Raw genomic sequence first — 24216 nt, 5'->3', positions numbered from 1 at the left:
CGGCAGCCGGAAGAGGGCTGCCGCGGCTTCTCGCATTCTGAGGCTTCATCGGGTCCCGGACTTTCGTCTTCGCAGCGTCTGTTTTTCCGAACGCCGGTACCCCTTCCTTCGGGACGATGCTCTATCCTCCGGCGCATCGCTGCTTCGCGATTCGAGGAGGTTTCATGCTCACGGGACGCTGCCATTGCGGGGCCATCACCTACGAGATGCCGACCGAGGTGGCCCATAGTGCGCTCTGCCACTGCTCGGATTGCCGGCGCCATTCCGGCGCGCCGATGGTCGGCTGGGCGATGGTGCCGGCCGCGCGCGTGACGATCTCCGGCGAGCCCACGGTCTACGCCTCCTCCGAGCACGGACGGCGGCATTTCTGCGGGAAGTGCGGCACGGGCCTATTCTACGTCAACGAGCAGATGCTGCCGGGCATGATCGACGTGCAGACCGGCACCCTCGACACGCCCGAAGCCCTGCCGCCGCAGGCACATATCCAGGTGGCCGAGCGCGTCGCCTGGATGGAGGAGGCGCACCAGTTGCCGAGCTTCGAGCGCTTCCCGGGCGGTTGATACGGCTCAGAACGCCGACAGCCGTCGGCGAACCCGCTCGATGAAACGCGCGCGCATCGGCTCCGAGGCTCCATCCATGCCGGTGAGCGCGATCCAGTCGAGCCGGCAGCGCGGGGCGCAGAGCGGGCGGATGCCGAAGCGGAACAGCCGCCAATCGGGCCAGCCGACGAGCCAGAGCAGCCAGCGCGGCGAGCCGTAGGTCGTCACCACGGCAATTCGTCGGATGTTGGTGAGGCGTGGTTGCAGCACCTTCGCCCCGCCCAGCGCGAAGGCCATGCCGGGCAGCCAGACCCGGTCGAACCAGCCTTTCAGCATAGCCGGCGGTCCGAACCACCATGTCGGGTAGACGAGGATCAGTGCCTCGGCCCGGCGCAGGGCGGCGATGTGGCCGGCGAGATCCGGCCGCTCGGCACCCTCGTCGTAATAAGCGCCCCGTTCCTCCGCACTCAGCCGCGGATCGAAACCCTCTCCGTAGAGATCGAGCCGTTCGATCGTGTGGCCCGCCGCTTCGAGCGCGGCGACGGCCGTGTCGCGCAGCGCCGCGTTGAAGCTGTCGCGGCGGGGATGGCAATGGACCAGCAGGACGCGCATCGGCTCACGGGGCCGGCGCGTTCGTCGCCCGCACCCGATCGAGCAGCGCGGCATCGGCATAGCCGTCGGGGACGAGGCCCTTAGCTTCCTGGAAGGCCCGGATCGCGGCACGGGTCTTCGGCCCGATCTTCCCGTCCGCGCCGCCGACCGGGTGGCCGAGGGCGGCGAGCCGGGTCTGCAGATCGGTGCGCTCCTCCGTCGTGAGCATGCGGTCGGTCCGCGGCCAGTCGCGGGTGAAGCCGGGCGCGCCGCGCAGCCGGTCGGAGAGATGCGCCACGGTCAGCGCGTAGGCGAGCGCCGTGTTGTAGCGCAGGATCACCCGGAAGTTCGGTTCCAGCAGGAAGGCCGGCCCCTTCGCGCCCGTCGGCAGCAGCAGGGCGGCGCCGCGCTCCGCACCATCGGGAAAGGCGCCGTTGGCCGGCTTGAGGCCGAGCGTCTGCCACTCGGTGAAAGGCCGCTCGGTGGTCTCGTCGGCGAGCCGGTAGTCGAACCCGTCGGGCAGGCGCACCTCAAGGCCCCAGCCCTCGCCCGCGCGCCAGCCGGACTGCTTCAGGAAGTTGGCGGTCGAGGCGAGCGCGTCGGGCACCGAGTGCCAGATGTCGCGTTTGCCGTCGCCGTCGAAATCGACCGCGTGGCGCAGGAACGCGGTCGGCATGAACTGGGTGTGGCCCATGGCGCCGGCCCAGGATCCGCGCATCCGTTCCGCGTCGGCATCGCCGTCGCCGAGGATCTTCAGGGCCGCGACGAGTTCGTCGCGCCACAGGCCGGGCCGGGCGGGATCGCCGCAGGCCAGCGTCGCCAGCGCCGGCACGACGGGACGGATGCCGGAGCCTTCGAGGGCGGCCCCGAAATTCGACTCGACGCCCCAGAAGGCGACCAGAATGTGCCGATCGACGCCGTAGGCCGCCTCGATCCGCCCCAGCACCTCGGACCACTGGGCGAGCTTGGCTTGGCCCGTCGCGATCCGCTCCGGCGTGACGCTCGCCTCGATATACTCCCAGATCGGCTTGACGAACTCGGCCTGCGATTGGGTCGCCGGCACCACCGAGGGATCGGGCGCGATCCCCGACAGGGCCGTCTCGGCCACCGTACGCGGCACGCCGCGCTCCTCGGCGAGCGTCTTCAATTCACCGAGGCATCGCGCGAAATCCGGCTGCGCCGGGTCGGTCGGTGCCTCGGCCCGCGCCGGGATCGGCCCGGCGAGGATCGCGGTGGCGAGAAGGAGCGCTTTGGCAAAGGGCTGCATGGGGCAGCCTTACCATTTCTCCGGCCGATCGCGAGACCGGGCGCGTCAGCTTCCGAAGGCGCTCGCCCGGGCGAAGGCGGCCGCGAAGCCGGAGAGCGGCACGGTGATGATCGTCGGCTCCTTGGCGTCCGGTTTCGTCGCCGTGATGGTGAGGCTGGTGGCCGTCTTCATCGTGTCGGTGGCCAGAGTCGGCAGGCTGACCGGCACGAGGCAGCCGTCGCTGACGCAGAACGAGAAGGGCGCGCCCTTGCCGAGTTGCCGGTCGTCGAGCTTGAACGAGACGCCGGGTTCGATCTGAAGGCCGAAAGGCATCAGGATCAGGCCCTCGCTCTTGCCGTCCTTGGGCGGCCGCAGTTCGACGCTGAACAGCCGCTTTCCGGTGCGCCGGTCGCCCTGCGACTGGATGATCACGCAATCGGTGCGCGCCTCGGCGCGGTTGCAGTTCATCGTCCAATCGCCGTAGCTTTCGCTGACCGAGGTCGCGCCGGGCGGCCACTGGGCCGATCCGGAGGCCGCTGCGGGCTCCAGCACCGTGCCGGAGGGGGCGGCGCTCGCCGGCTCTTTCGCCTCTTCCTTCTTCGGTGCCGGCTTGCGCGGGCGCGGCTTCGGTCGCGCGGCCGGCTCCGCGGGGGCGGCCTCCGGTGCGGCCTCGGGGGCGGCCTCCTGAGCGGAGGCGATGTTCGGCCCGACCAGGGCCATCAATCCGGCGAGCAGAAGCGCCGTGGAGGACGCGGTTCCGCGGGACAGGGACGGCATGGTGGAGCTCCTGCGAGTGTCGTCCGGGCCTCTGGAAGTGCCTCACACAATGCCCGATCACCGATCGTCTCCCCACCGGACACGGTTGGCACGGCGAGAGTTGCGTGGGAGACACTAAGCCCTTGTTTTAACGTGCTCTCTTACGCCGGGCCGGTCTGCTGCCCAGCGGAGAGGGCTCTAGCCCCGCTTGCTCAAGGATGCAATTGCAGGGACGCCGCACGGCACGGCGACAATGGGATTTACAGTCGAGCCTGGAATCGTTCTAGGAAATTTAGGATAATATCACCCTTGGAGACGGGACTATTGAGCAATCGACGGCGTTGGGAGCGGTCATGAGCGACCTCTACGATCACGTCCCGCGCGACGCGCGCGGTGGACCGCATCCCCTGTCGCAGTATCGCGGCAAAGTGCTTCTGGTGGTCAACACCGCCTCGAAATGCGGGTTCACGCCGCAATATCAGGGCTTGGAGACCCTGTGGCGGCGCCATCGTGCCCGCGGCCTCGTGGTGCTCGGCCTGCCCTGCAACCAGTTCGGTGCGCAGGAGCCGGGCGATGCCGCCGCCATCGAGCAGTTCTGCTCGTTGACCTACGACGTGACCTTTCCGGTCCTCGCCAAGGTCGAGGTCAACGGCTCGGGCGCCGACCCGCTCTACGTCGATCTCAAGCGCGAGAAGCCCGGCCTGTTCGGCACGCACGCCATCAAATGGAATTTCACGAAATTCCTGATCGGCCGGAACGGCCGGGTGATCGGCCGATTCTCCCCGTCCACGAAGCCCGAGGCCCTGGACGGTGCGATCGAGCGGGCCCTGGCGGAGCCGGCCGGGTCGCCCTGAGAGCCGTATTCGACCTGATTGCGTCAGGCCGGCGTCTAACCCCTTGTCTTGATGCACCTCCTTTCGACGAACCGGTGACCGCTTCGTCGGAAGGCGCTCTAGCGCGCCGTCCGTGCCGTCGGTCCCGGATCGATCGCCGGCAGCTCGCCGGGGGGCAGGCCGGGGATCGCGGCGGACGCCTGCGGCGCTTCGAGGCCGCGGGCGCGGTTGGCGAGCGCCACGGTCAGCTTCTCGGCCGGCTCCGAGCCCATCAGAGCGAGCACCTCGGCCATCTTGCGCGGGTTCATCGCCGTCACGATCGGCACCAGCGTCTCGAGGTTCAGGCGGTCGAAGACCCGGGCCGCGTCCTTCGGCTTCATCGTCTCGTACATGAGGACGATGCCCTTCATCCCGGCCTTTTCGGCCTCGGCCCGCTTGGTCCCCTCGGACCCGACCTTGTCCTCGGCCCCCTTCAGGTCGGCCACGCCGGTTTCGAGCTTGCGCTCGGCGTCCTTGAGCATCTGCTCGCGCAGGTCGAGTTCGTCACGGCGCTGCTTGAGCGAGTCGCGGCGGGCCGCAAGCTTTTCCAGGATCGCCCGCTCGCTGTCCGAGACCGGCTCCGGCACCTGCGGCTGGTAGACCGGCGGCGGGGCGGGTTCGGCCTTCTTCGGCGGCGCCGAGACGGAGCCCGTGGTCGTCGGGTCGGTCGGTTCGTAATTGGTGCGCGCCTTGGCCAGCACGCGGGCGAAATCCGGCAGCGGTGCGCCGGGCGCCGGCTCGTCCGCGGCGACCAGCGCCGTGAGCTTGAGCACGAGAAGCCCGATCGCCGCCAGGGTCACGGCGTCGATCAGGCGCAGCCGGAAGGGGCGCGCCGGAAGGCTCGCGAGACGTGCGAGTCGGCGCGCGGGAAGGGTCATGCGGCCCTGGCCCGGAGGCGATCGAGGGCGCGTTCGGACAGGGCCTGGGCCGCGGCGAGCGCCGCGCCGACGCGCTCGCCGTTGCCGATGGCGGGCACGGCCTCGACGGCCACCGGACGCGGCACGGCGGGGGCCGCGGCGGGCGCCGCCGTGGCGGTGGTCCGCGCCTGGCCGACGATGGCCGCGATGCGGCTGATCACGCTTTCCCCCGCCTGCACATGGGCGGCGAGATCGGTGCTGGTGCGCTCGGCGCCGGCGAGGCGCTCGGTCAGCGTCCGGTCGCACTCGTCGAGGGTGGCGCGCAGGCCGGCGATGGCCCGCTCGGCGGTGGCGCTCGCCACCATGAGGTCGCCGATGGTGGAGCGCAGGGCCGCCTCGTCCGCCTTGAGCCGGTTGATGCGCCCCGACAGCTTCACCGAGGAGGCGATGGTGGCGACCAGAAGAACGGCGACGAGCACGTCGGCGGCCATCGAGACGAAGAAGGTCATCATGGTCTTCCTGCCGCTACCCGTCGTTACGGTTCTGCATCGAGATCTCGTAGGCCTGCAGCGTGGTGCGGGACTGCCGCAGCGGCCGGGCGATCTGCACCGCGATCGCGTCGTCGATCCGGCCGATCCGCCCTTGCGTCAGCGCCCAGTCGCCACAGCGCACGGTGATGAGATCAGAGGGCTTGCGGTCGAACATCAGCGTGTCGCCGACCTTGAGGTTGAGCACCCGCTTCAGGGGCAGCGTCACCTCGTGGAGCACCGCCTCCATGTCCACATCCGCCTGCCAGATCTCTGTGGCGAGGTGGCTCTCCCAGACCTGATCGCGCCCGAGCCGCTCGCCCATGAAGCTCTGCATCAGCAGGTCACGGATCGGCTCGACCGTCGCGTAGGGGAACAGGATCTGCATCCCGCCGCCGCGCCCGTCCATGTCGAGCTTGAGCGTGATCAGGATCGCGGCGTTGCCGGGCCGGGTGATGGTGGCGAAGCGCGGGTTGGTCTCGATGCGGTCGATGCCGAAGCGCACCGGCGAGAGCGGCTGGAACGACAGTTCGAGGTCGGTGAGGATGATCTCGACGAGGCGGCGCACGAGGCTCATCTCGATCGTGGTGAAGGGCCGTCCGTCGAGCCGGCTCGACGAGCCGCCGCGCTTGCCCCCGAGCAGCAGGTCCATGGTCGAGTAGGCGAGCGTCTGCTCGACGGTGACGAGGCCCGAGCCCTCCCAGGAATCGGCCTTGAACACGCCGAGCAGGGTCGGGAGCGGGATCGCGTTGAGATAGTCGCCGAAGCGGACCGAGGTGATGTTGTCGAGCGTCACCTCGACGTTGTCCTGGAAGAAGTTGCGCAGGCTCGTCGACAGCAACCGGATCATCCGGTCGAAGACGATTTCCAGCATCGGCAGGCGTTCGTACTGGACGACGCCCGAATCGACGATGGCGCGCACGCCCCCCGCGCCGGAGGCGGAGAGTTCGCGCAGGGAGAAGCCGAGGACGCCGTCGATCTCGTCCTGGTTCAGGATGCGGTCGTTGCCGGCGAGTTCGGGAAGATTCTCGGTCTCCCCGTCCTCGATCATCGTCGCCCATTCGGCGGCGACGTCGCCGGCACTCTTGGTCGTGCCCTGCTCGGCGAGCGCCGCGCCCCATTCCTCGGCCAGCGACGCGTCGCCGCCGCCGCCCTCGCCGCCCTGCTCGGCAAAGGCGGCCGCCCAATCGTCCTCCATCTCGTCTTCGGGGCCGATCATGCCGGTCGCGCGCTCGCGGTTGTCTTGACGATGGGGGATTCGGGGAGAGCCGGGTTTCGGGACGGGGCGACCGCGCGGTTCACTGGACGATCACGTCCTTGAACAGCACCGCCTCGGCCTTGGCCGGGTGCAGCGCGATGTTGACCCGCCGCAGCAATTCCTCGCGCAGGCGGTAGAGGCCGGCGGAGCCGGCCAGATCGCTCGCCCGGATCTCGCGCAGATAGGTCTGGAAGGCGTCCTCGACCCGCGGCATCAGCGGCTTGACCGTCGCCTCGACCTTGGCGTCCTTCAACTCCAGCGCGACGCGCAGCTTGAGCACGTTGGACTTGGTCGCCCCCGGATCGGGGCTGAGGTTCACCAGCATGTCGCGCATGTCGAGGAACACGGCCTGCGCCTTCGGGTCGAGCTTCTCGGCCCCGTGCTCGCCGTGGGCGTCGGCATGCGCCGCCCGGCTCTTCATGAAGAAGAACCCGCCTCCGCCGCCCCCGAGCAGCAGCACCGCGGCGGCGATGATGATGAGCTTCTTCTTGGACTTCGGCGCTTCCGCCGCGCCCTCCTCGCCTTCCGCCGCGGGCGCCTTCTTCGGCTTCTTGGCCATGTGCTGCTCGTCGGCAAACCGGATCGGGGCGATGGGGCGGGGCTCGCGCGTGACGCGCAATCCCCTTCCCTCCGTTCTCGGCCGACGTGGTTAACCCTCGGTTAAGGCGGCAGAACTTGCCGGGTCGGACTTGCCGCCGTCCCCCGGCGGGCCGGTGCCGGCGCCAGGCTTCGCTTCGGACAAACGATTGATTGTTAAGGTAAAAACGAAGTTTCCGGGATTGGCACGGCCCCTGCGGTGGAGGGCACGAACCCGTCGCCATCCGAGGCACACCATGCAGAACGCGCTCTTCGTCGGAGTCTCCGCCCAGACCGCCCTGGCTCGCGAACTCGACGTCATCGCCAACAACATGGCCAACGTCTCGACCACCGGCTTCAAGGCGCGCTCGGCCCGCTTTCAGGAATATCTGATGCCGGTGGCCTCCGCCGACAGCTTCCAGCGGAGCGACCGCCGCCTCTCCTACGTCATCGACCAGGGCAGCCCGCTCGACCTCACGCAGGGGCCGGTGGAGCCCGACAGCAACCCGATGCACGTGGCCCTGCGCGGCGACGCTTTCCTCACCGTCCAGACGCCGCAGGGCCTGCGCTACACCCGCAACGGCGCCTTCGAACTCGACGCAGGCGGCAACCTCGTCACCTCGGACGGCCACGCGGTGCAGGGCGACGGCGGCCCGATCACCATCGGTCAGCAGGAGACGGGGCTCGCCATCGCCCCCGACGGCACGATCTCGACCAATCTCGGCATCCGCGGCCGCCTGCGCCTCGTCAACTTCGCCAACGCGCAGGCGCTGAAGTCGGAGGGCGCCAATCTGTTCTCGTCCGAGGCGCCCGCCCGGCCCGCCGGCCCCGGTGCCCATCTGGAGCCCGGCGCGCTGGAGCGCTCCAACGTGAAGCCGGTAGTCGAGATGACCCGGCTGATGGACGTGAACCGCACCTACTCGATGGTCTCGAGCGTGATCTCGCGCCTCGACGACCTGCGCGGCACGGCGATCCGCCGTCTCGCCGACGTCGCCTGACCCCCCGGCTTTAAGGACCGACGCCGATGCGCGCCCTCTACGCCGCCGCCACGGGCATGGCGGCCCAGGAACTCAACGTTCAGGTCATCTCGAACAACATCGCGAACCTGCGCACCACCGGCTACAAGCGCCAGCAGGTGCATTTTCAGGATCTGCTCTACCAGAACCTGCGCCGCTCCGGCTCCTCGACCTCGGACCAGAACACGATGCTGCCCGCCGGCCTCGCGCTGGGCTCGGGCGTGAAGACCACTTCGACCGCCCGCGCGATGGGCCAGGGCCCGTTGGCGCAGACCGAGAAGGATTACGACGTCGCGATCCGCGGCGAGGGCCTGTTTCGCGTTCGCCTGCCGGATGGGCGCACCGCCTACAGCCGCGACGGCTCGTTCGACCTCGACGCGCAAGGGCAGATGGTCACCCGCGACGGCTACCTGCTCGATCCGGGCGTAACGGTGCCGAACACCGCGACCTCGGTGACGATCTCGGCCACCGGCGCGGTGCAGGCGACCCTGCCGGGCCAGACCGCGCCGCAGGCGCTCGGCCAGTTCCAGCTCGCCCGCTTCGTCAACAAGGTCGGCCTCGAATCGATCGGCGACAACCTGTTCGTCGAGACCGCGGCCTCGGGCCCCGCCATCACCGGCCTGCCGGGCTCGGAAGGCTTCGGCAATCTGCAGCAGCGCTACCTCGAAGAGGCCAACGTCAACGCGGTCACCGAGATCTCGTCGCTGATCGCGGCGCAGCGCGCCTACGAGATGAACTCCAAGGTCGTCACCGCCGCCGACCAGATGCTCTCCACCACCTCGCAGATGTTCCGCGGTTGAGGATTCGACCCGTGATGCACGCCCTCCGGCCAATCCGCCGTCCCGTCCCGCTGGCCGTCACCCCGCTCTCGCGCGGCATGATCGGCCGGACCGTCCTCGCGCTGGCCGGCTTCCTCGCGGTGACGTTGTTCGCCCTGCCGCTGATGGCCGCCGGCACCACGCTGCGCCTGCGGGGCGACGTCACCGCCCGCGGCGACACCCTCAGCTTCGGCGACCTTGTGGAAGGCGCCCCCGCCGATCTCGCCGCCCGCGCATTGTTCCGCGCGCCGGCCCTCGGCGCGGTCGGCACGATCCAGGCCCGCCGGATCATCGAGGCGGCGGCCTCCCTCGGCCTGACCGGAATCGAGACCGGCGGGCGGCTCCAGGTGACGGTGCAGCGCGCCGCCCGCCGGGTCGGGGCGACGGAGATCGAGGCGGCGCTGAAGCGCGCGCTGGAGACCGGTTACGGCCTCGATCCGAAATCCCTCTCGGTGCGCCTCGACGGCGATGCGCCGATGCTACTCGCCCCGCTCGACCTCGACGGGCAGGCGGCGGCGGTCGATGTCACCTACGATCCGCGCACCCGCCGGGTCGCCGGCCTCGTGGTGCTCGGCGAGCGTCAGGCGTCGCTGCGGGTGGCCGGCGTAGCGGTCGAGACCCGCGAGGTGGCGGTGCTGACCCGCAGCCTCAACCGCGGCGAAGCGGTCGCCAGCGCCGACCTTACCGTCGAGCGCCGCCCGCGCGACGGGGTGCCCAACGACGTGCAGGGCGCGCCGACCCTGGTCGTCGGGCAGGTGGCGCAGCGTCCCCTCAGCGCCGGCGCCGTCCTGCGCTCCGGCGACGTGGCACCGCCCGATCTCGTCGCCCGCGGCGACAGCGTCGCCATCGTGTTCGAGACCGCCGGCGTGTCGCTGTCGCTGCGCGGCATCGCCAACGAGAGCGGCCGGCTCGGCGCCAGCGTCTCGGTGATGAACGCCGCCTCGAAGAAGGTGCTGCAAGCCGTGGTGATCGCCCCGGGGCGGGTCTCGGTCGGCCCGGTCCCGCAGCCTCAGCCGATCCTCCAGGCCAGCGCGGCGCCGTGAGCCGCGCGCCCCGTCGCTTCCGTCTTCCTCCCTTTCCCGCCAGCGCCGGACCCATCCGATGACCGCTCGCCGTCCCCGCCTCTCCCGCCTCGCCGTGATCCTGGCGCTCGCGCCGCTCGGCGCCTGCAACACCGTGGACCGCCTCTCCCAGGTCGGCGCCACGCCGACGCTCTCGGCGATCGAGGATCCGACCGCCCAGCCCGGCTACCGGCCGGTGCGCATGGCGATGCCCGATGTGAGCCCCGTCTCCTACGCACCGAACTCCCTGTGGCGCACGGGTTCGCGGGCCTTCTTCAAGGACCAGCGCGCGGCGCGGATCGGCGACCTGCTCACCATCAAGGTCAATGTGACCGACCGGGCCAACCTCAACAACGAGACCAAGCGCTCGCGCACCAACGCGGAAGCCTTCGGTTTACCCAACGCCCTCGGCCTCGAGAAGAATGCCGGCGTGGCCGCGGCCGGCATCACCCCCGACAAGCTTATCAACGGCACCTCGACCTCGTCGAGCGACGGAGCCGGCTCGGTGCAGCGCGCCGAAACGGTGACCACCAACGTCGCCGCGGTCGTCACGCAGGTGCTGCCCAACGGCAACCTCGTGGTCGAGGGCAAGCAGGAGATCCGCATCAATTTCGAGGTGCGCGAGCTGATCGTCGCCGGCGTGGTGCGGCCCGAGGACATCGAGTCCGACAACACCATCGATTCCAGCAAGATCGCCCAGGCCCGCATCGCCTATGGCGGCCGCGGCCAGATCACCGACGTGCAGCAGCCCCGCTACGGCCAGCAGCTCGTGGACATCCTGTTGCCGTTTTAAACGACCCTCGCAAAACGCCCGCTCCACCGCCGTGACCGAAGGGAAACGATCGGTGACCGGGCGTTTACTGAAGTGTTTTCAAGCTGGACGGCGCAGGCGCCCTCACCCGGCAGAAAGCGAGAGCCTCGTCTTGGATGTCGGATCCAGGACGAGGCTCTCGCCTGTCGTTCTGCAACGTCGTCATCCAAGAGCCGGCAATCCCTTTCGGGCCGCTGCTCCGGACGCGTCAGTGCTCGGTGCCGGGCCGGTTCGGGCGAGGCGCTTCTCCGTGGGCCTGGGTGAAGGCCGAGCGGTTCGGGTCGTTCTTCGACTGCGCCACCCGAGCCCGCTGCCAGACCGCGAAGGCCGCGACGAGGACAATCGTGACGATGGCGAGCAGCGGAATAAGCACGTCGTTCGACATGGGCATTTCCTCCGATGATTGTGTTCGGAGGCAAGCGGCACGCAGGCGGGAAGTTCCGATCGGTCAGATCTTCGGACGATTTCCCAAAACCATGCGTCCGAATCGGATGGGAACTTTCATGACGGCATAAGATCAAATTCTTTCAGGCGGTGCGGGAGGCGGATAATTTGCCGCCCGCTATCGGGCCGCCTGCAGGATTGAATCGTACCGCTTCAGCACCTCTTTCCTCGGATCGGCGCTGGTGGAGAGGCGCTCGCCGGACATCACGGCCATGTAGTCCTCGGCCGCCGAGGTGAACGCTCCGTCCTCGAGCACCATCGTGCCGGACAGGCGCTGGATGTCGAGCATCCGGGTCGTGTATCGGCCATAGGCCTGATCCTGCTCGTCCCGGCTTCGCGCGCTCTTCTTCTCCTCGTTGTAGAGTTCGAGCGACTTCTGCGCGGCCCGCATCGACTTGAGCGAGGCGATGGCCTCGAACTCGTTCGCGAGCTCCGGATCCTCCTTGAGGACCTTCTCGACCTTTTTGCGGTAAGGGCTGTCGGTGACGAGCGTCCCGGACTCGACCCGCAGCGCGATCGGTTCGTCGAGGGGAATGCCTTCCCGCTCGAAGGCCGTGCCGAGCTTGGCGGCGAACGCGTCCGAACGGGCCTTCAGGTGTTCGTCGAAGGTTCGCGCCGCGACCGCGGCGGCTTCCTGATCCGCCTTCAGCTTGTCCGCTGCGGCTTGCGCCTTTTCGGAGACCTTGCCGGAGACTTGGACGGTGGCGGCGGGATCGGCGGCGGCTTTCCGGCCGGCCGCTGAGCGATTCAATCCGGTTGCATCCGTTGCGGGAAGTGTGCCGCGGTGGAGCGGAAGGCTCGGCTCGCGGCTCGCGCTGATCCTCGACATTCCGTGCCTCCTCGAATTGCCGGCAACAGGGCGCCAGAAGGCCGCGGGCCGTTCGCCGCATCGAGGCGATACAACCAGAAGATCGGATCGGCGTTACGAAACCGTAAAGATCGCCGCGCGGGTTGCGGCGTCCCGGAGTCTTCTCCCGAAGTGTTCAAAGGCTGCGCGAGAACACCAGCGGCCCGCCCTGCGCACCCCGGCCGTAGGGCGAGGGCGAGACGGAGGGGCGGCCATAGACGGTGGGCGTGCGCGCCTTGGCGACCTCCTCGGCCAGCGCCTTGATCAGCCCCTCGGAGACGGCGCGGGCCGTGGCGAGCACCTGCTGGTTGGTCTCCACCACGGCCGCGAAGCGGTGCTGGGCCGCCTTCAGCGCCTCCAGACCTTCCGGTGCGAAGCGGGCGAGCGCGATCGCGTTGGCCTTGGCGGCCTCCAGGCCGTTCATGTAGGCGGAGGCGAGTTCGGATTTCGACACGGATTCCGTCAGCGCCTGGGCGATCCGCCCGGCTCGCACGCCGTCGCTCTCGCGGGTGAGCACCGCTTCCAGCTCGATCATGGTGGCGAGCAGCCCGCGCACGAAGGTTTGGGCCGAGGGGCGGTCGGTGAGGCGCAGGGCGAGGGTCCGATCAGCGGCCATTGCCTGCCTCCTGCATGCGCATCATCTCGGAATAGACCTGATTGCTGATGCCGACGCCACCGGTCTTCACGATGGCGTTGGCGTATTCCTTGGTCATCATCGAGCGCCAGACGCCGCCGCCGGTGCCGTTCTCGCCCATCGGCCCTTCCGTGCCCTCGCTCTGCGTCAGCTTCTCCAAGCTGTCCTCCAGGAACATCTTCTCGAAGTCGTCGGCGGTCTTGCGCGCCTTGGTCGAGGCGGTGGACTTGGCCGTGTCCATCGTGTTCGCGTCGGTTTTCGCGAGCGTGTTGAGCAGGTTCTTGCCGACGCCGAAGGCGGCGGAGGCCGCGAAGGTTGCGAGGGGCAGCATGGTGCGGTCTCCCGATGGGAAAGAAATTACATCAGCTCGATGTCGGCCTGGAGTGCGCCGGCCGTCTTGATCGCCTGAAGGATCGAGATCAGGTCGCGCGGGCCGACCCCAAGCGCGTTGAGGCCGTCGACCAGTTCGCGCAGGCTCACGCCCTCCTTCACCAGGGCGAGCTTGTTGCCGTCGCCGGTATCCACCTTCACCCCGGTGCGCGGCACCAAGGCGGTCTGGCCGTTCGACAGCGGCGCGGGCTGGCTCACCATCGGCTGCTCGGTGATCGTCACCGTCAGGTTGCCCTGCGCGATGGCGACCGTGGAGACGCGCACGTCGCGGCCCATCACGATGATGCCGGAACGCTCGTCCACCACCACCCGCGCGGTCTGGTCGGGCTCGACCTTGAGTTGCTCGACCTCGGTGATGAGGCGGATCATGTTGCCGCGGTACTTGGCCGGGATCTGGAGCGTGATCGTCGCCGGGTCGGTCGGCTCGGCGGTGTCGGCGCCCATGAAGTCGTTGATCGCCGAGGCGATCCGCTTGGCGGTGGTGAAGTCGGGGTTGCGCAGCGACAGCCGGAGCGAGCGCGCCTCGTTGAGCTTGAACGCCATCTCGCGCTCGACCAGCGCGCCGTTGGAGATGCGCCCGTTGGTCGGCACGCCGCGGGTGATCTTGGCGGCCTCGCCCTCCGCCGCGAAGCCGGCGATCGCCACCGAGCCCTGCGCCAGGGCGTAGATCTCACCATCGGCGCCGAGCAGCGAGGTCGCCACCAGGGTGCCGCCCTGAAGCGACTTGGCGTCGCCGAGCGAGGAGACGGTCACGTCGATATGCGTGCCCTGGGTCGCGAAGGGGGGAAGGTTGGCCGTCACCATCACTGCCGCAAGATTCTGGGTGCGCATGGTCGCGCCGCGGGTGTTGATGCCGAGCCGCTCCAGCATCGCCTGCAGGGACTGCTTGGTGAACGGGATGTTGTTGAGCGTGTCGCCGGTGCCGTTGAGGCCGACCACGATGCCGTAGCCGACGAGCTGGTTGGTGCGCACGCCCTCGACGGCGGCGAGATCCTTGACCCGCGACAGGGCGCTGGCCGGGGCCGGCGGCAGCAGGACCGCGAGGCAGGCGAGCACCGCGACGAGACGGCGGGCGAACAGGGGACGAGGCAGGGGCATCGGAACTCGGCAGCCGGACCAGGCGACTTTACGCCGGTTCGATCTCTGCCAGGGCCGTGCCAAACGCTAAGATACTGAGGACAAGGAAATTTTTCTTTTTTGGTGCTGCCGGAGCGGCGTGGGGACGAGAGCGTTTCCTGCCGCCCCGGCAGCTTCTGCCGGGCTGTTTACCCGCGCTTAACCCTGTCGGCCGATGTCTTCGGAGATCGGAACCCGCCGTGCATCGTCGGGTGCGAAAAGGTTTCGGACCATCATGCGCGTCGACACACGCTTTGCCGCCGCCGCCGCGGGTGCGCTCAACGCCACCCGCCGCGCCGCGGCGCCGGGCGCCTTCGCCCCAACGTCGGGAGCGGAAGAGACGCCCCGGGCGGCGACCGCGGGCGCGAGCCAGACCGGCATGCTCACCGGGCTCGATGCCCTCCTCACGCTCCAGGGACAGGACGGGGCCGACGCGCAGAAGGAGCGCCGCCGCCGCTCGGTGCAGCGCGGGCACGACCTGCTCGACGGGCTCGACCGCCTGAAAGCCGCGCTGATCGGCGGACGGGTAGCGACGCGCGACCTTCAGGCCATCGCCGGCCGCCTCGCCGAGCGGAATGCGGAGAGCGGCGACGCCCGCCTCGACGGGCTGGTGGCCGAGATCGAACTGCGCGCGGCGGTGGAACTGGCCAAGCTCGAAGCGGCGCGCGGCGCCTGAACACGAAAAGGGCCGGACCCCCTTTGCGAGGTCCGGCCCGTACAATCACCAGTAATAGGGCCGTGGGCGGTAGTAGCCGTAGGGCCGGTAGAGCGGCCGCGGGCGATAATAGCCGGGGGGCGGGCCGCCCCAGTAGCGCCGCGGACCCCAGTTCGGGCGGCAGATGCCCCAGGGATTGGGGTGGAAGCCCGGCCCGCAGCCGCCGGCGGTGCGCTCCACGAGCGCGCTGTCCGTCGCGAGAGGGGCTGGGCTGAAGGGCGCCGCCTGGGCGCTTCCCGCGACACCAAGGCTGCCGGCGATCACCGCAGCCAATGCGAACGCCTTCGCGTGCGTCATCGTACGATTTCTCCGTTGCGGCCGGACCATACGGCCGATGCCGGAAGCTAGGTCTGCCTCGATGAACCGAAGCTGACTGACGCGTCTCAATCGCGGTGCTGTACGCCCACTGCCGGCGGCCCTTGCACAGATCGAGGTCAATTTTGGTGCGGAGCTTGGTTGCTTGCCGGTACTTCCGTTGGGCGCCTCACGGTAGCCTTGGGGGCGCGCGGAGGATCCCACTGCGCCCACGCGCCGCTTCGGCGCGATTGACGGTTGCGCTTCGATCCCCGACAAGGCTGGCCGCGTGAGCGGGCGCGCGCCGGTCTCGCCGGATCGTCAGGGGAATCGTCCGCGCCGCGATGCTGTTCAACTCCTTCGTTTTCCTGCTCGCCTTCCTGCCGGCCGCTCTGCTGCTTCACGCCGCCGCCGAACGCTATCGGCCGCAGGCGCGGCTGCCGCTTCTCGTCGGGCTGTCCTTCGTCTTCTACGCGTGGTGGGATTGGCGCTTCCTGCCGCTGCTTCTCGCCTCCATCGGCGTGAACTGGCTCGTGGCCCGCGCCCTGCCGCGGGATCGCACCGGCTGGCTGTTCCCCGTGGCGCTCGCCGGCAACCTCGCGGTGCTGGGCGCCTTCAAGTATCTCGGCTTCCTCACCGATCTCGCCGACATGATCCCCGGCATCGATCTTCCGCGGATCGACCTCGCCCTGCCGCTCGGGATCTCGTTCTTCACCTTCCACCACATCATGTACCTGACGGACCTGAGGGCGGGACGCGCCCCGTCCTTCGGGTTGACCCGCTACGCCCTCTACATCGCCTTCTTCCCGCAGGTTCTCGCCGGCCCGCTCGTGCGCTGGAGCGAGATCATGCACCAGTTCGAGGAGCGCCCCTACGCGCGTCCCGACGCGGCCGAGCGGATCGGGCGCGGGCTGATGCTGCTGACGGTCGGGCTTTCCAAGAAGGTGTTCCTCGGCGATCCGCTCTCGGTCTACGTCAACCCCGTGTTCCAGGCGGCGGCCGCGGGCAAGGCGGTGACGATGGCCGAGGCGTGGCAGGCGACGCTCGGCTTCACCTTCCAGATCTATTTCGACTTTTCCGGCTACACCGACATGGCGCTGGGACTGGCGCTGCTGTTCGGGATCGTGCTGCCGCAGAACTTCGACGTGCCCTATCGCGCCACCTCGCTGCGCGACTTCTGGCGACGCTGGCACATGACGCTGTCGCGCTTCCTGCGCGACTATCTCTACATCGCCATGGGTGGAAACCGCCGCGGTCTCGCGGTCCAGGTCGGCGCGCTCTTCGCCACCATGACGCTCGGCGGCCTCTGGCACGGGGCGGGGCTGACCTTCGTCGCCTGGGGCGCCGCGCACGGTGTGGGCCTCGGGGCAGGCGTGCTCTGGCGCCGGGCGGGCGGACGGCTGCCGCACCTCCTCGGCTGGGCGCTGACGGCCGGATTCGTGGTCCTGACCTGGGTCCTGTTCCGCGCATCCTCGTTCGAGGCGGCCTTGGCGATCTACAAGGGGTTGTTCGGGTTGGCGCCCACGGGGGCGGGCTTCAAGTGGCGCACGATTCTCATCGCCGCCGCCGTCGCGATGATCGGCCCGACCGCCTGGGCCGCCGTGCACCGGCTGCCGCCGAACCGCTGGCTCGCGGCCGCCTTCGCCCTGTTGTTCGTCGTCGTGCTCCTCAAGATCGGGGACGATGCGAACTACGAATTCATCTACTTCCAGTTCTGAGATGGTACCCGCCTCCGGCAGCTTCGCGCGGCAGGACTGGGCGGCCTTCGCGCGCCTGTTCCTGCGTACCGCCATCGGCCTGCTCGCCGGATATCTCACGCTCGCTTTCCTGATCGATCCCTACGACAGCGGGCGCTCGACGCTGTTCTCGGCCGGCGCCGTGCGTCCGCAGGGCCCACGCACCGCTGCCGCGTCACGCGGGCGCGACCCGGCTTTCGCAGGCGCGGTATTCGGCAATTCGCACATCCAGCTGATCGAGCCCGCGCGGCTCACGGCGGCGACCGGCATTCCCTTCGTGCAGCTCTCCGTGCCCGCGACCGGCCCCGGAGAGCAGCTCGCGCTGCTCGTTTGGTTCCTGCGCCACCATCCGGCGCCGAAGGCCGTGATCCTCTCGGTGGACGAGTACTGGTGCACCGACGATCCGGCCTTGCCCAACGACAAGCCGTTCCCGTTCTGGCTCTACAGCCCCGATCCGCTTGCCTATCTGCGGGGGCTCCTGCGCTTTTCCGTGGCGCAGGAAGTCGTCGGCCGCATCGGCTGGCTCGTCGGCGCGCGCCGCAAGCGGGCGGTTGCCGACGGCTGGTGGGACTACGAGCTGGATTACCTGAAGCGCGGCACGCTCGACGACGACCGCCTCCGCGTCATGCGCGAAACACCGGCGCCCGACGCGGCGGCTCCGGGCAAAGCAGGGCCGGACTTTCCCGCCGCGGACCGTCTCGGCAATGCCCTTGCCGCGCTGCCGGCCGAGACCGCCGTGGTCATGGTCTTCCCGCCGGTCTACGCCGCCGGCCTCCCCCGGCCCGGCACGCCGCGTGCCCACGCCGAGGCCGCGTGCCGGAACGCCGCGGCGGCGGCGTTGCAACGGCACGGGCGCAGCGCGCTCCTCGACGCGCGGCTTGAGCGGCCGGCCCTGCACGATCCCGGCCTGTTCTTCGACCAGACCCATTACAGGCACGCTCTCGCCCGCCCCCTGACCGACGAGATCGCCGCCGCCATCGTCCGGCTGCGCGGTGCGCCCTGAACCGGGAAACCGGAAGGAAGTGGGTCGGGCGAAGTCGAGCATGCCTTGCGTTCGAGGGCGGCGCTCCCCGCACGCCTGCGGCCGCGGACCCACGGGCTCAACCTGATGTCGGGTCGGGGGCCACTTGAGCGTGTCGTCTTTGCCGCATTGCGAGAGCTTTTCACGCGCGACGGTGCGAGGCGGCATCCGCGCGTTGTAGAGCTTGCCCAGCTCGATTATAGCCTCGCCGACGATCGCCGCTGACCGGCAGGGAGCGCGAGGATAAGACGATGGCGAAGGTCACGATCGAGGACGGCTACAGGCCCTCCGACGGCGAGCCCTTCATGAATGAGCGGCAGCGCGAGTACTTTCGGCGCAAGCTGCTCAATTGGAAGAGCGAGATCCTGCGCGAGGCGCAGGGGACTCTCACCGCGCTTCAGAGCGAGAACGAGAACCATCCGGATATCGCCGACCGCGCCTCCTCGGAGACGGATCGGGCGATCGAGCTGCGCGCCCGCGACCGCCAGCGCAAGCTGACGAGCAAGATCGACGCGGCCCTGGCCCGGCTGGAGGACGGCTCCTACGGTTTCTGCGAAGAGACCGGCGAGCCGATCTCGCTCAAGCGCCTCGATGCGCGGCCGATCGCGACCCTGTCGCTGGAAGCGCAGGAACGCCACGAGCGCCGCGAGCGCGTCTATCGCGACGACTGATCCGGCGCGCTTCGGCGGTCCTCAGCGTTGTCCCGCCTCGATCCGGACGAAGCTGCGCACGGGCCCCAGGGCGGAATCGCTCCTTGTCTCGACCGCGATGCGGCCCTGCACGGGGACGGTGCTACGGCGCGGGCCGATATCGGCACCGGCCGTTACCCGGCCCGACAGGCGAATGCAGCTCGCCGTGCCCGGAATCCGGAAGAAGCCCGCCCCCTGGCTCGGACAGGGTTCCATCGGTGCCTCGGAAGGGTGCGGCGCGCGCTCGAACGCGCCCGCGCAGAACGGCACCAGTGCGAGGCACAGGCCGAGGCAGCGCATCACCCTCCGCATTACGCTCTCCCCTGCCCGCACGAGGCCAACTCGCCTCAGTAATGCGGTGGCGGCGGCTCCGGCGCGCCACTGGCGCTCCGGAAGGCGCTGTCCTCGACCTGCTCCTGCAACCGGCCGAGCTGCCGGGTGAGCCGGTCGATCACCGTCCACTGCGCGGTGATGGCTGCGTTCAGATCCTCGATCACGGCCTCCTGCTCGGTCAGCCGAATCTCGAGACGTGCAATGCGATCGGTGTCGGGCGGCGGGTCGCTCATCGCCCGACCATGCCCGGAGCGGCCGCCACCTGACAACCGGCCTGACGAGAGAGCCGGATGATCCACTCCCCATTCGCCTTCCTATCTGAGCATGAGCGTTATGCTCTCCTGGAATGGCTGTCGGATGGGATCAGAATTCATCCCGCTGGAAAGCGCAATGTCGAATCCCGCTTCGTAGTGGTGTCGCAGCTTTCGTCATCCAATAGAAGTTTCGCGTATAAATCTTTGCCGATTTCAGGCAGGATACTGAGCAAAATCCTCTGAAGTCGAATTTCTTCGACAGTGGGGAGAGCAGGATCGGGCTGATGGTAAGACGAGTCGGTTCGTCTTCACATTCGAGCACTTGGCCCGGTGGTTCGCCCGCGGAATTTTCGGAAAAATTCGAGGGATTTTCGGCGTTTTCCGTTCAGGGCCGTGCGGCCATTGTCGTGCGACGATGACACGCGGCACCATGATCGAGCGTCCAGCTTCCCACCTCCATACGGTATTCCTCCCGGCGCTGTGCTGGGGCCGGCGGCAGCCCGACTTCTACGCGGTGACCCAGGATCTTTCACGGGCCGGCATCACCTTCCGCTCGGCCTCCGAGCCGGCGGTCGATGAGCCGCTCACCTGCAGCATCCGCTATGTCGGCCAAGTCGAGGCCCGCGTGGTCAGCAGCGGCGACAACCTGTTCGCCGTCCGCCTCATGGCATCGCGGCAGCGGACGGCCGAGGTCGCCCGCGCCCTGCTGGCGCTGGCCCGCGAGCAGGGGCGGACCTTCGAGGCGGCGCGGGCGCATCCGCGGATCAATCCGGCCCGCAAGGACGTGCTCGTGACCCTCGAAGACGGCCGCGTCCTGCCGGGGCGGCTCATCAACATCTCGGCGTCCGGCGCGGCGCTCGCCCTCGATCACACGCTCTCGCGCGGGGCGCGCATCACCATCGGCGGCACGGCCGCGCAGGTGGTGCGCATCTTCCGCGACGGCATCGGCGCGGCCTTCGCCTCTCCTCTCGATCCGGGCCAAGTCCATGCCGGGATCCGACTCTGACGGTGCGCGCCCCTCCCCCGAGTATCCCGCTCTCGCATCCCGGCCGCGGAAGGACTAAGTCCCGGTCGTGCCCTGCCCGATGACGCGGCCGAAAGCCTGCCCGTGACCGACTACATCAAGAAGATCCTCTCCGCTCGCGTCTACGACGTGGCGATCGAGAGCCCGCTCGATCCGATGCCCCGCCTGACGAAACGGCTCGGCCGCCCCGTCCTCCTCAAGCGCGAGGATCTGCAGCCGGTCTTCTCGTTCAAGCTGCGCGGCGCCTACAACAAGATGGCCTCGCTGTCCCAGGAGCGGCTCGCGAGCGGGGTGATCTGCGCCTCGGCCGGCAACCATGCACAGGGCGTCGCGCTGGCCGCGGCCAAACTCGGCGTGCGGGCGGTGATCGTGATGCCGCGCACGACCCCCGCGATCAAGGTCGATGCCTGCCGGGCCCGCGGCGCCGAGGTCGTCCTGCACGGCGACGCCTTCGACGAGGCTCTGGCCGAGGCCCGGCGCCTCGAAGCGCAATGGGGCCTGACCTTCCTGCACCCGTTCGACGATCCCGAGGTGATCGCCGGACAGGGTACGATCGGCATGGAGATCCTGCATCAGCATACCGGACCGATCGAGGCGATCTTCGTGCCGATCGGCGGCGGCGGGTTGGCGGCCGGCATCGCCACCTTCGTGAAATATCTGCGCCCCGAGACAAAGGTGATCGGCGTCGAGCCGGACGACGCCGCCACCATGTCCGAGGCGCTTCGGGCGGGCGACCGGGTGATGCTGCCGAGCGTCGGCCTGTTCGCCGACGGCGTCGCGGTGCGGCAGGCCGGCGAGGAGACCTTCCGGCTCTGCCGCGAGCATCTCGACGGGGTCATCACCGTCGATACCGATGCGATGTGCGCCGCCGTCAAGGACATCTTCGACGACACCCGCGCGATCTCCGAACCGTCCGGCGCGCTGAGTCTGGCCGGGGCCAAGGCTTGGTCGGCACGGAATCCCGGAGCCGGGCCGCTGGTCGCGATCTCGTCGGGCGCCAACCTCAACTTCGACCGCCTGCGCCACATCGCCGAGCGTGCGGAGATCGGCGAGGAACGCGAGGTGCTGCTCGGCGTCACCATCCCCGAGCGGCCGGGCGCCTACCGCGCCTTCATCGGCGCGCTCGGCCCCCGCGCGATCACCGAATTCAACTACCGCTACGCGCAAGGCAGCGAGGCGCGCATCTTCGTCGGCATCAACCTGCCCGGCGGCAAGCCCGAGAAGCGCGATTTGATCGCCGCCCTGGAGAGCGCCGGCTACCGCGTCGCCGATATGAGCGACAACGAGATGGCCAAGGTGCATGTCCGCTACATGGTGGGCGGGCGCGCGGCGGGGCTCGCCGACGAGCGGCTCTACCGCTTCCAGTTCCCCGAGCGGCCGGGCGCGCTGATGAAGTTCCTGGAAGCGCTCGGTGACGGCTTCAACATCAGCCTGTTCCACTACCGCAATCACGGCGCCGATTACGGACGGGTGCTCGCCGGGATCGAGGTGCCGGCGGCGGAACGCGCCCGCTTCGACGCCGCCCTCGAAATGCTCGCCTATCCCTATGTCGACGAGACCGACAACCCGGCCTACCGGCTGTTCCTCGACAACGGCATTGGAGCGCACGGCCACTGACGCACCGTCGCACGGAGCGAAGGCCGCCTGACCGGCAGTGACCAATGCGCCGGGTGTTTCCCGCCCGGCTCGCTCTCGTCACGTCGGCCTTTGCCGGTCCACCGGAGCGAACCGGATCGCGTCACGCCGTGGCGGGAGCGGGCTGGCTGCGGAACAGGGCCGTGCAGCCGGCATCCCGATGCATGCTCAGGATCGAGGCACGGTCGATCTCGGGATGCTCGGCGAGAACGCGGCGCACATCCTCCACGACCTTGTCGTAGCGGTGGGCGTCGAAATTCTTCTCCAGCGGACTGACGGCGATATAGGCTTCGACCACGAGCACCCGTTCGGTGCGCTCCTTGGTGACATCGACGGCGATCCAGGCCGATTTGACCAAGCGGTTGGCGGCGAGCATGGGACGACCCTCCGATGCCGCCGCGTTGTCCGGCGGCTTTCGAAGGCGAGCATGTACCGCGCCGAAGGCCTTGCCAAGAGATTCCCGGCTCGCGTGCAGCGTCAATCCTCACGGATCTCGCGCAAACCCTCCCGGAGCCGCTGCGAGAACCGGCCCGGTCTGCCGTCGGCTCCGACATGAGCATCGCATGCCGACCTTGGTTGCAAGGTACGGAACGGCGGTGGCGTGATTTCGCGGCGGGGGCCTCGCGCGAGCAATCGAGCGCATGCCCGATGGACTCGGCGATTCCCCCGGCCTCTCCCGTCACATCACATGTCGGAGACGATCCGCAGGCCCCCGTATCCGTTCGGGCGGGACGGTGGCGCGTAGCTTCCCGTGCCGTCCTCGGCGTCGGCCGTGGCCGATCCTTTCTTGCGCCCCTTCATCAGCGTCGGGCGTGCGATCCACCGCACCACCTTGTTGCCGTCGTATCGCCCGGTCCGCCGCTCGTCCCTGCGCAAGACCCAGCGCGGATGAACCGCCCCATTCCTCACCATGACCCCGTCCCCCTCGGGGGCGTCGCGTCGCAGCCGGCGCCCCCTTTGTGCGCCCCGGTCTCACTGCGGCCTCGGCCCCTCGGGACGTAGCAGGCAACGGTTTCGGGACAATTGCATCCTCCAAATTAGGGATATCCGGCATCATTTGCACTTAAGTATCCGCGGGCATCCTCAAAGATATTTTTGGGCCGCGAAGCGCATGATGCCCTGCCCGTCACCGCATCCGATTGGCCGTGCATTCGACGCAACAGTCGACGCAACATCCCCGCAAACAGCCAAGGCTAACGAGCTTCCTGCGAAACGTGAGATGTCGCGAGGGGAAAGATGCCGAAGATCGTCGTTGCCGCCCGTGCCGCCTCGATCATCCTGATCGGATTCTGCATTGTTCCCTGCCTGCCGGCGCGTGGGGCCGTACCGGAGGCTCGCTCCGCGGATGTCGGTGCCGTCGGTGGGCGGGGCGATGTCCGGAGCGCGACACGCGCGCCGGAGGCGCCACGGACCTCGTGCCCTCCGCGCTGGCCCTACATCGTCCTGACCTGCACGGCGTGACGCGGTCATGACCCTGTTCGTGATCCTGCTCGCCGGCAACCTTGCCCTCGGGTTGATCTTCTCGCTGATCGCGGCTTCGGTGGAGTGAGGCTGATGGGTGGCATCGGGCTTCCGGCGGCGTGCGCGACCGGCCTGCTTGACCTTGGTGCCGGCTTGCGCGCACGAGATCCTATGCTGACGCTTGTTCGCCTGATGGCATGGGTCGTGGCCATCGGCCTCGTCGCCGTGACGCTTTCGCCGCTCGAAGCGCGTCCGGTCCTGGCGTCCCCGACCCTGGAGCGGGCCGGCGCCTACGCGCTGTTCGGCTTCCTGCTCGTGCTCTCGTATCCGCGGCGCTGGGGATGGGCGCTCGTCGCGGCCGTGGTCCTCGCCGGGGGGCTCGAGGCGGCACAGGGCCTGACCGTGAGCCGGCATGGCCGGCTCATCGATTTTCTGGTGAAGGGCGGCGCGGCTTTGGCCGGCGGGCTCGCGGCGCAGGGGATGCATCTCCTGCTCGCCCGCCGCGCGGCGCGTTAGAGCATCATCCCGAAAGGTGGTTGCCGGCTTTCGGGACGATGTTCCGGAGACCGACCGAACGACGGCCGGATCAGTCGAAGCGGGCCAGGGCACCGACGCCGACATGGCGCAGTCCTTGGCGGCGAGCCTCTTCCGGCGCGTAGACGTTGCGCAGATCGACGAGGACGGGGGCGCGCATC

General features: G+C 69.1%; 30 protein-coding genes. 13 read left to right on the top strand and 17 right to left on the bottom strand.

Features of this window, described 5'->3' with window-relative positions; translation table 11 throughout:
* Positions 1–164: 164 nt before the first annotated feature.
* Positions 165–560, top strand: a complete 396-nt coding sequence (locus tag E4V01_RS22475) for a GFA family protein (RefSeq protein WP_135299891.1) — start codon at positions 165–167, stop codon at positions 558–560.
* Positions 561–566: 6 nt separating this feature from the next.
* On the opposite strand, the gene E4V01_RS22470 is transcribed toward E4V01_RS22475, so the two are convergent.
* The 3 genes from E4V01_RS22470 to E4V01_RS22460 are packed head-to-tail and all read right to left on the bottom strand — an operon-like array spanning position 567 to position 3153.
* Complete coding sequence (locus tag E4V01_RS22470; RefSeq protein ID WP_135299890.1) at positions 567–1151, bottom strand: NAD(P)H-dependent oxidoreductase; 585 nt, start codon at positions 1149–1151, stop codon at positions 567–569.
* Positions 1152–1155: 4 nt separating this feature from the next.
* The gene (locus tag E4V01_RS22465) at positions 1156–2397 is read right to left on the bottom strand and encodes a lytic murein transglycosylase (protein ID WP_135299889.1); all 1242 of its coding nucleotides are present in this window, start codon (positions 2395–2397) and stop codon (positions 1156–1158) included.
* 45 nt (positions 2398–2442) lie between these two features.
* Entirely contained in the window at positions 2443–3153 is a 711-nt protein-coding gene (locus E4V01_RS22460) for an invasion associated locus B family protein (RefSeq protein WP_135299888.1), read from the bottom strand.
* A gap of 332 nt (positions 3154–3485) precedes the next feature.
* On the opposite strand from E4V01_RS22460, the gene E4V01_RS22455 reads away from it, so the two are divergent.
* A complete protein-coding gene (locus E4V01_RS22455) occupies positions 3486–3986 on the top strand; it encodes a glutathione peroxidase (RefSeq protein ID WP_135299887.1) in 501 nt (166 codons plus the stop codon).
* Positions 3987–4084: 98 nt separating this feature from the next.
* Here E4V01_RS22455 and E4V01_RS22450 read toward each other — a convergent pair whose 3' ends face one another.
* The 4 genes from E4V01_RS22450 to fliL all read right to left on the bottom strand — a co-directional run bounded on the left by E4V01_RS22450 (position 4085) and on the right by fliL (position 7205).
* Positions 4085–4882, bottom strand: a complete 798-nt coding sequence (locus E4V01_RS22450) for a MotE family protein (protein WP_060770442.1) — start codon at positions 4880–4882, stop codon at positions 4085–4087.
* The gene (locus tag E4V01_RS22445) at positions 4879–5373 is read right to left on the bottom strand and encodes a DUF6468 domain-containing protein (RefSeq protein ID WP_135299886.1); all 495 of its coding nucleotides are present in this window, start codon (positions 5371–5373) and stop codon (positions 4879–4881) included. The genes E4V01_RS22450 and E4V01_RS22445 overlap by 4 nt, the downstream gene beginning before the upstream one ends.
* Before the next feature lie 13 nt (positions 5374–5386).
* The gene (fliM, locus tag E4V01_RS22440; RefSeq protein WP_060770440.1) at positions 5387–6607 is read right to left on the bottom strand and encodes a flagellar motor switch protein FliM; all 1221 of its coding nucleotides are present in this window, start codon (positions 6605–6607) and stop codon (positions 5387–5389) included.
* Between the two features lie 79 nt (positions 6608–6686).
* Positions 6687–7205, bottom strand: coding sequence for a flagellar basal body-associated protein FliL (gene fliL, locus E4V01_RS22435; protein WP_003606770.1), 519 nt, complete (start codon positions 7203–7205; stop codon positions 6687–6689).
* A 274-nt stretch (positions 7206–7479) separates the two neighbouring features.
* Here fliL and flgF point away from each other — a divergent pair, with 274 nt between their 5' ends.
* The 4 genes from flgF to flgH are packed head-to-tail and all read left to right on the top strand — an operon-like array spanning position 7480 to position 10910.
* Positions 7480–8220 (top strand): flagellar basal-body rod protein FlgF, encoded by a 741-nt coding sequence (flgF, locus tag E4V01_RS22430; protein WP_135299885.1) that lies wholly within the window; start codon positions 7480–7482, stop codon positions 8218–8220.
* A gap of 26 nt (positions 8221–8246) precedes the next feature.
* Positions 8247–9038, top strand: a complete 792-nt coding sequence (gene flgG / locus E4V01_RS22425) for a flagellar basal-body rod protein FlgG (protein WP_060770438.1) — start codon at positions 8247–8249, stop codon at positions 9036–9038.
* 14 nt (positions 9039–9052) lie between these two features.
* Positions 9053–10099, top strand: a complete 1047-nt coding sequence (gene flgA / locus E4V01_RS22420; RefSeq protein WP_135299903.1) for a flagellar basal body P-ring formation chaperone FlgA — start codon at positions 9053–9055, stop codon at positions 10097–10099.
* A gap of 58 nt (positions 10100–10157) precedes the next feature.
* The gene (gene flgH, locus E4V01_RS22415) at positions 10158–10910 is read left to right on the top strand and encodes a flagellar basal body L-ring protein FlgH (protein ID WP_060770436.1); all 753 of its coding nucleotides are present in this window, start codon (positions 10158–10160) and stop codon (positions 10908–10910) included.
* Positions 10911–11136: 226 nt separating this feature from the next.
* Here the strand turns inward: flgH and E4V01_RS25865 are convergent, their stop codons facing one another.
* The 5 genes from E4V01_RS25865 to E4V01_RS22395 form a co-directional block, all read right to left on the bottom strand.
* Positions 11137–11313 carry a hypothetical protein gene (locus E4V01_RS25865; RefSeq protein ID WP_193763280.1) on the bottom strand — a complete coding sequence of 59 codons (177 nt, stop codon included), beginning with the start codon at positions 11311–11313 and terminating at the stop codon, positions 11137–11139.
* A 177-nt stretch (positions 11314–11490) separates the two neighbouring features.
* Complete coding sequence (locus E4V01_RS22410) at positions 11491–12123, bottom strand: hypothetical protein (RefSeq protein ID WP_245517653.1); 633 nt, start codon at positions 12121–12123, stop codon at positions 11491–11493.
* 232 nt (positions 12124–12355) lie between these two features.
* Entirely contained in the window at positions 12356–12835 is a 480-nt protein-coding gene (locus E4V01_RS22405) for a hypothetical protein (protein ID WP_060770434.1), read from the bottom strand.
* Positions 12825–13184 carry a rod-binding protein gene (locus E4V01_RS22400; RefSeq protein ID WP_135299883.1) on the bottom strand — a complete coding sequence of 120 codons (360 nt, stop codon included), beginning with the start codon at positions 13182–13184 and terminating at the stop codon, positions 12825–12827. The genes E4V01_RS22405 and E4V01_RS22400 overlap by 11 nt, the downstream gene beginning before the upstream one ends.
* Positions 13185–13210: 26 nt before the next feature.
* Positions 13211–14341: a flagellar basal body P-ring protein FlgI gene (locus E4V01_RS22395; protein ID WP_060770432.1), complete on the bottom strand. Its 1131-nt coding sequence runs from the start codon at positions 14339–14341 to the stop codon at positions 13211–13213.
* A gap of 253 nt (positions 14342–14594) precedes the next feature.
* Here E4V01_RS22395 and E4V01_RS22390 point away from each other — a divergent pair, with 253 nt between their 5' ends.
* Positions 14595–15035, top strand: a complete 441-nt coding sequence (locus E4V01_RS22390) for a flagellar assembly protein FliX (protein ID WP_060770431.1) — start codon at positions 14595–14597, stop codon at positions 15033–15035.
* 45 nt (positions 15036–15080) lie between these two features.
* On the opposite strand, the gene E4V01_RS22385 is transcribed toward E4V01_RS22390, so the two are convergent.
* Positions 15081–15371 carry a GCG_CRPN prefix-to-repeats domain-containing protein gene (locus tag E4V01_RS22385; RefSeq protein WP_060770430.1) on the bottom strand — a complete coding sequence of 97 codons (291 nt, stop codon included), beginning with the start codon at positions 15369–15371 and terminating at the stop codon, positions 15081–15083.
* A 341-nt stretch (positions 15372–15712) separates the two neighbouring features.
* Between E4V01_RS22385 and E4V01_RS22380 the strand changes: the two genes are divergently transcribed.
* From E4V01_RS22380 to dksA, 3 genes are all read left to right on the top strand, one after another.
* Positions 15713–17086 (top strand): MBOAT family protein, encoded by a 1374-nt coding sequence (locus E4V01_RS22380; RefSeq protein ID WP_135299882.1) that lies wholly within the window; start codon positions 15713–15715, stop codon positions 17084–17086.
* Position 17087: 1 nt separating this feature from the next.
* Positions 17088–18107: a hypothetical protein gene (locus tag E4V01_RS22375; protein WP_135299881.1), complete on the top strand. Its 1020-nt coding sequence runs from the start codon at positions 17088–17090 to the stop codon at positions 18105–18107.
* 269 nt (positions 18108–18376) lie between these two features.
* Complete coding sequence (gene dksA / locus E4V01_RS22365; RefSeq protein ID WP_060770427.1) at positions 18377–18796, top strand: RNA polymerase-binding protein DksA; 420 nt, start codon at positions 18377–18379, stop codon at positions 18794–18796.
* 21 nt (positions 18797–18817) lie between these two features.
* Here the strand turns inward: dksA and E4V01_RS22360 are convergent, their stop codons facing one another.
* Both E4V01_RS22360 and E4V01_RS22355 read right to left on the bottom strand, forming a co-directional pair.
* Positions 18818–19126, bottom strand: a complete 309-nt coding sequence (locus E4V01_RS22360; RefSeq protein ID WP_083530863.1) for a porin — start codon at positions 19124–19126, stop codon at positions 18818–18820.
* A gap of 35 nt (positions 19127–19161) precedes the next feature.
* Complete coding sequence (locus E4V01_RS22355; protein ID WP_060770425.1) at positions 19162–19380, bottom strand: SlyX family protein; 219 nt, start codon at positions 19378–19380, stop codon at positions 19162–19164.
* 451 nt (positions 19381–19831) lie between these two features.
* Between E4V01_RS22355 and E4V01_RS22350 the strand changes: the two genes are divergently transcribed.
* Positions 19832–20407 (top strand): PilZ domain-containing protein, encoded by a 576-nt coding sequence (locus E4V01_RS22350; RefSeq protein WP_060770424.1) that lies wholly within the window; start codon positions 19832–19834, stop codon positions 20405–20407.
* Positions 20408–20509: 102 nt separating this feature from the next.
* Complete coding sequence (gene ilvA, locus E4V01_RS22345) at positions 20510–22042, top strand: threonine ammonia-lyase, biosynthetic (RefSeq protein ID WP_060770423.1); 1533 nt, start codon at positions 20510–20512, stop codon at positions 22040–22042.
* Between the two features lie 121 nt (positions 22043–22163).
* On the opposite strand, the gene E4V01_RS22340 is transcribed toward ilvA, so the two are convergent.
* Positions 22164–22436, bottom strand: a complete 273-nt coding sequence (locus tag E4V01_RS22340; protein WP_060770422.1) for a hypothetical protein — start codon at positions 22434–22436, stop codon at positions 22164–22166.
* 308 nt (positions 22437–22744) lie between these two features.
* Positions 22745–22972: a hypothetical protein gene (locus E4V01_RS22335; protein WP_060770421.1), complete on the bottom strand. Its 228-nt coding sequence runs from the start codon at positions 22970–22972 to the stop codon at positions 22745–22747.
* Positions 22973–23692: 720 nt separating this feature from the next.
* Between E4V01_RS22335 and E4V01_RS22330 the strand changes: the two genes are divergently transcribed.
* Positions 23693–24037, top strand: coding sequence for a hypothetical protein (locus tag E4V01_RS22330; RefSeq protein WP_135299880.1), 345 nt, complete (start codon positions 23693–23695; stop codon positions 24035–24037).
* Positions 24038–24216: the final 179 nt, after the last annotated feature.

The organism is Methylorubrum sp. Q1, from assembly GCF_004683995.1.
Lineage (GTDB): Bacteria > Pseudomonadota > Alphaproteobacteria > Rhizobiales > Beijerinckiaceae > Methylobacterium.
The sequence above is the reverse complement of the archived record's forward strand: the minus strand, read 5'-3'. Positions and strand labels throughout refer to the sequence as shown.

Excerpts from the sequence above, each read along its gene's own strand:
- E4V01_RS22475 (WP_135299891.1), top strand. The coding sequence starts at position 165 with ATGCTCACGGGACGCTGCCATTGCGGGGCCATCACCTACGAGATGCCG.
- E4V01_RS22470 (WP_135299890.1), bottom strand. The coding sequence starts at position 1,151 with ATGCGCGTCCTGCTGGTCCATTGCCATCCCCGCCGCGACAGCTTCAAC.
- E4V01_RS22465 (WP_135299889.1), bottom strand. The coding sequence starts at position 2,397 with ATGCAGCCCTTTGCCAAAGCGCTCCTTCTCGCCACCGCGATCCTCGCC.
- E4V01_RS22460 (WP_135299888.1), bottom strand. The coding sequence starts at position 3,153 with ATGCCGTCCCTGTCCCGCGGAACCGCGTCCTCCACGGCGCTTCTGCTC.
- E4V01_RS22455 (WP_135299887.1), top strand. The coding sequence starts at position 3,486 with ATGAGCGACCTCTACGATCACGTCCCGCGCGACGCGCGCGGTGGACCG.
- E4V01_RS22450 (WP_060770442.1), bottom strand. The coding sequence starts at position 4,882 with ATGACCCTTCCCGCGCGCCGACTCGCACGTCTCGCGAGCCTTCCGGCG.
- E4V01_RS22445 (WP_135299886.1), bottom strand. The coding sequence starts at position 5,373 with ATGATGACCTTCTTCGTCTCGATGGCCGCCGACGTGCTCGTCGCCGTT.
- fliM (WP_060770440.1), bottom strand. The coding sequence starts at position 6,607 with ATGATCGGCCCCGAAGACGAGATGGAGGACGATTGGGCGGCCGCCTTT.
- fliL (WP_003606770.1), bottom strand. The coding sequence starts at position 7,205 with ATGGCCAAGAAGCCGAAGAAGGCGCCCGCGGCGGAAGGCGAGGAGGGC.
- flgF (WP_135299885.1), top strand. The coding sequence starts at position 7,480 with ATGCAGAACGCGCTCTTCGTCGGAGTCTCCGCCCAGACCGCCCTGGCT.
- flgG (WP_060770438.1), top strand. The coding sequence starts at position 8,247 with ATGCGCGCCCTCTACGCCGCCGCCACGGGCATGGCGGCCCAGGAACTC.
- flgA (WP_135299903.1), top strand. The coding sequence starts at position 9,053 with ATGCACGCCCTCCGGCCAATCCGCCGTCCCGTCCCGCTGGCCGTCACC.
- flgH (WP_060770436.1), top strand. The coding sequence starts at position 10,158 with ATGACCGCTCGCCGTCCCCGCCTCTCCCGCCTCGCCGTGATCCTGGCG.
- E4V01_RS25865 (WP_193763280.1), bottom strand. The coding sequence starts at position 11,313 with ATGTCGAACGACGTGCTTATTCCGCTGCTCGCCATCGTCACGATTGTC.
- E4V01_RS22405 (WP_060770434.1), bottom strand. The coding sequence starts at position 12,835 with ATGGCCGCTGATCGGACCCTCGCCCTGCGCCTCACCGACCGCCCCTCG.
- E4V01_RS22400 (WP_135299883.1), bottom strand. The coding sequence starts at position 13,184 with ATGCTGCCCCTCGCAACCTTCGCGGCCTCCGCCGCCTTCGGCGTCGGC.
- E4V01_RS22395 (WP_060770432.1), bottom strand. The coding sequence starts at position 14,341 with ATGCCCCTGCCTCGTCCCCTGTTCGCCCGCCGTCTCGTCGCGGTGCTC.
- E4V01_RS22390 (WP_060770431.1), top strand. The coding sequence starts at position 14,595 with ATGCGCGTCGACACACGCTTTGCCGCCGCCGCCGCGGGTGCGCTCAAC.
- E4V01_RS22385 (WP_060770430.1), bottom strand. The coding sequence starts at position 15,371 with ATGACGCACGCGAAGGCGTTCGCATTGGCTGCGGTGATCGCCGGCAGC.
- E4V01_RS22380 (WP_135299882.1), top strand. The coding sequence starts at position 15,713 with ATGCTGTTCAACTCCTTCGTTTTCCTGCTCGCCTTCCTGCCGGCCGCT.
- E4V01_RS22375 (WP_135299881.1), top strand. The coding sequence starts at position 17,088 with ATGGTACCCGCCTCCGGCAGCTTCGCGCGGCAGGACTGGGCGGCCTTC.
- dksA (WP_060770427.1), top strand. The coding sequence starts at position 18,377 with ATGGCGAAGGTCACGATCGAGGACGGCTACAGGCCCTCCGACGGCGAG.
- E4V01_RS22360 (WP_083530863.1), bottom strand. The coding sequence starts at position 19,126 with ATGCGGAGGGTGATGCGCTGCCTCGGCCTGTGCCTCGCACTGGTGCCG.
- E4V01_RS22355 (WP_060770425.1), bottom strand. The coding sequence starts at position 19,380 with ATGAGCGACCCGCCGCCCGACACCGATCGCATTGCACGTCTCGAGATT.
- E4V01_RS22350 (WP_060770424.1), top strand. The coding sequence starts at position 19,832 with ATGATCGAGCGTCCAGCTTCCCACCTCCATACGGTATTCCTCCCGGCG.
- E4V01_RS22340 (WP_060770422.1), bottom strand. The coding sequence starts at position 22,436 with ATGCTCGCCGCCAACCGCTTGGTCAAATCGGCCTGGATCGCCGTCGAT.
- E4V01_RS22335 (WP_060770421.1), bottom strand. The coding sequence starts at position 22,972 with ATGGTGAGGAATGGGGCGGTTCATCCGCGCTGGGTCTTGCGCAGGGAC.
- E4V01_RS22330 (WP_135299880.1), top strand. The coding sequence starts at position 23,693 with ATGCTGACGCTTGTTCGCCTGATGGCATGGGTCGTGGCCATCGGCCTC.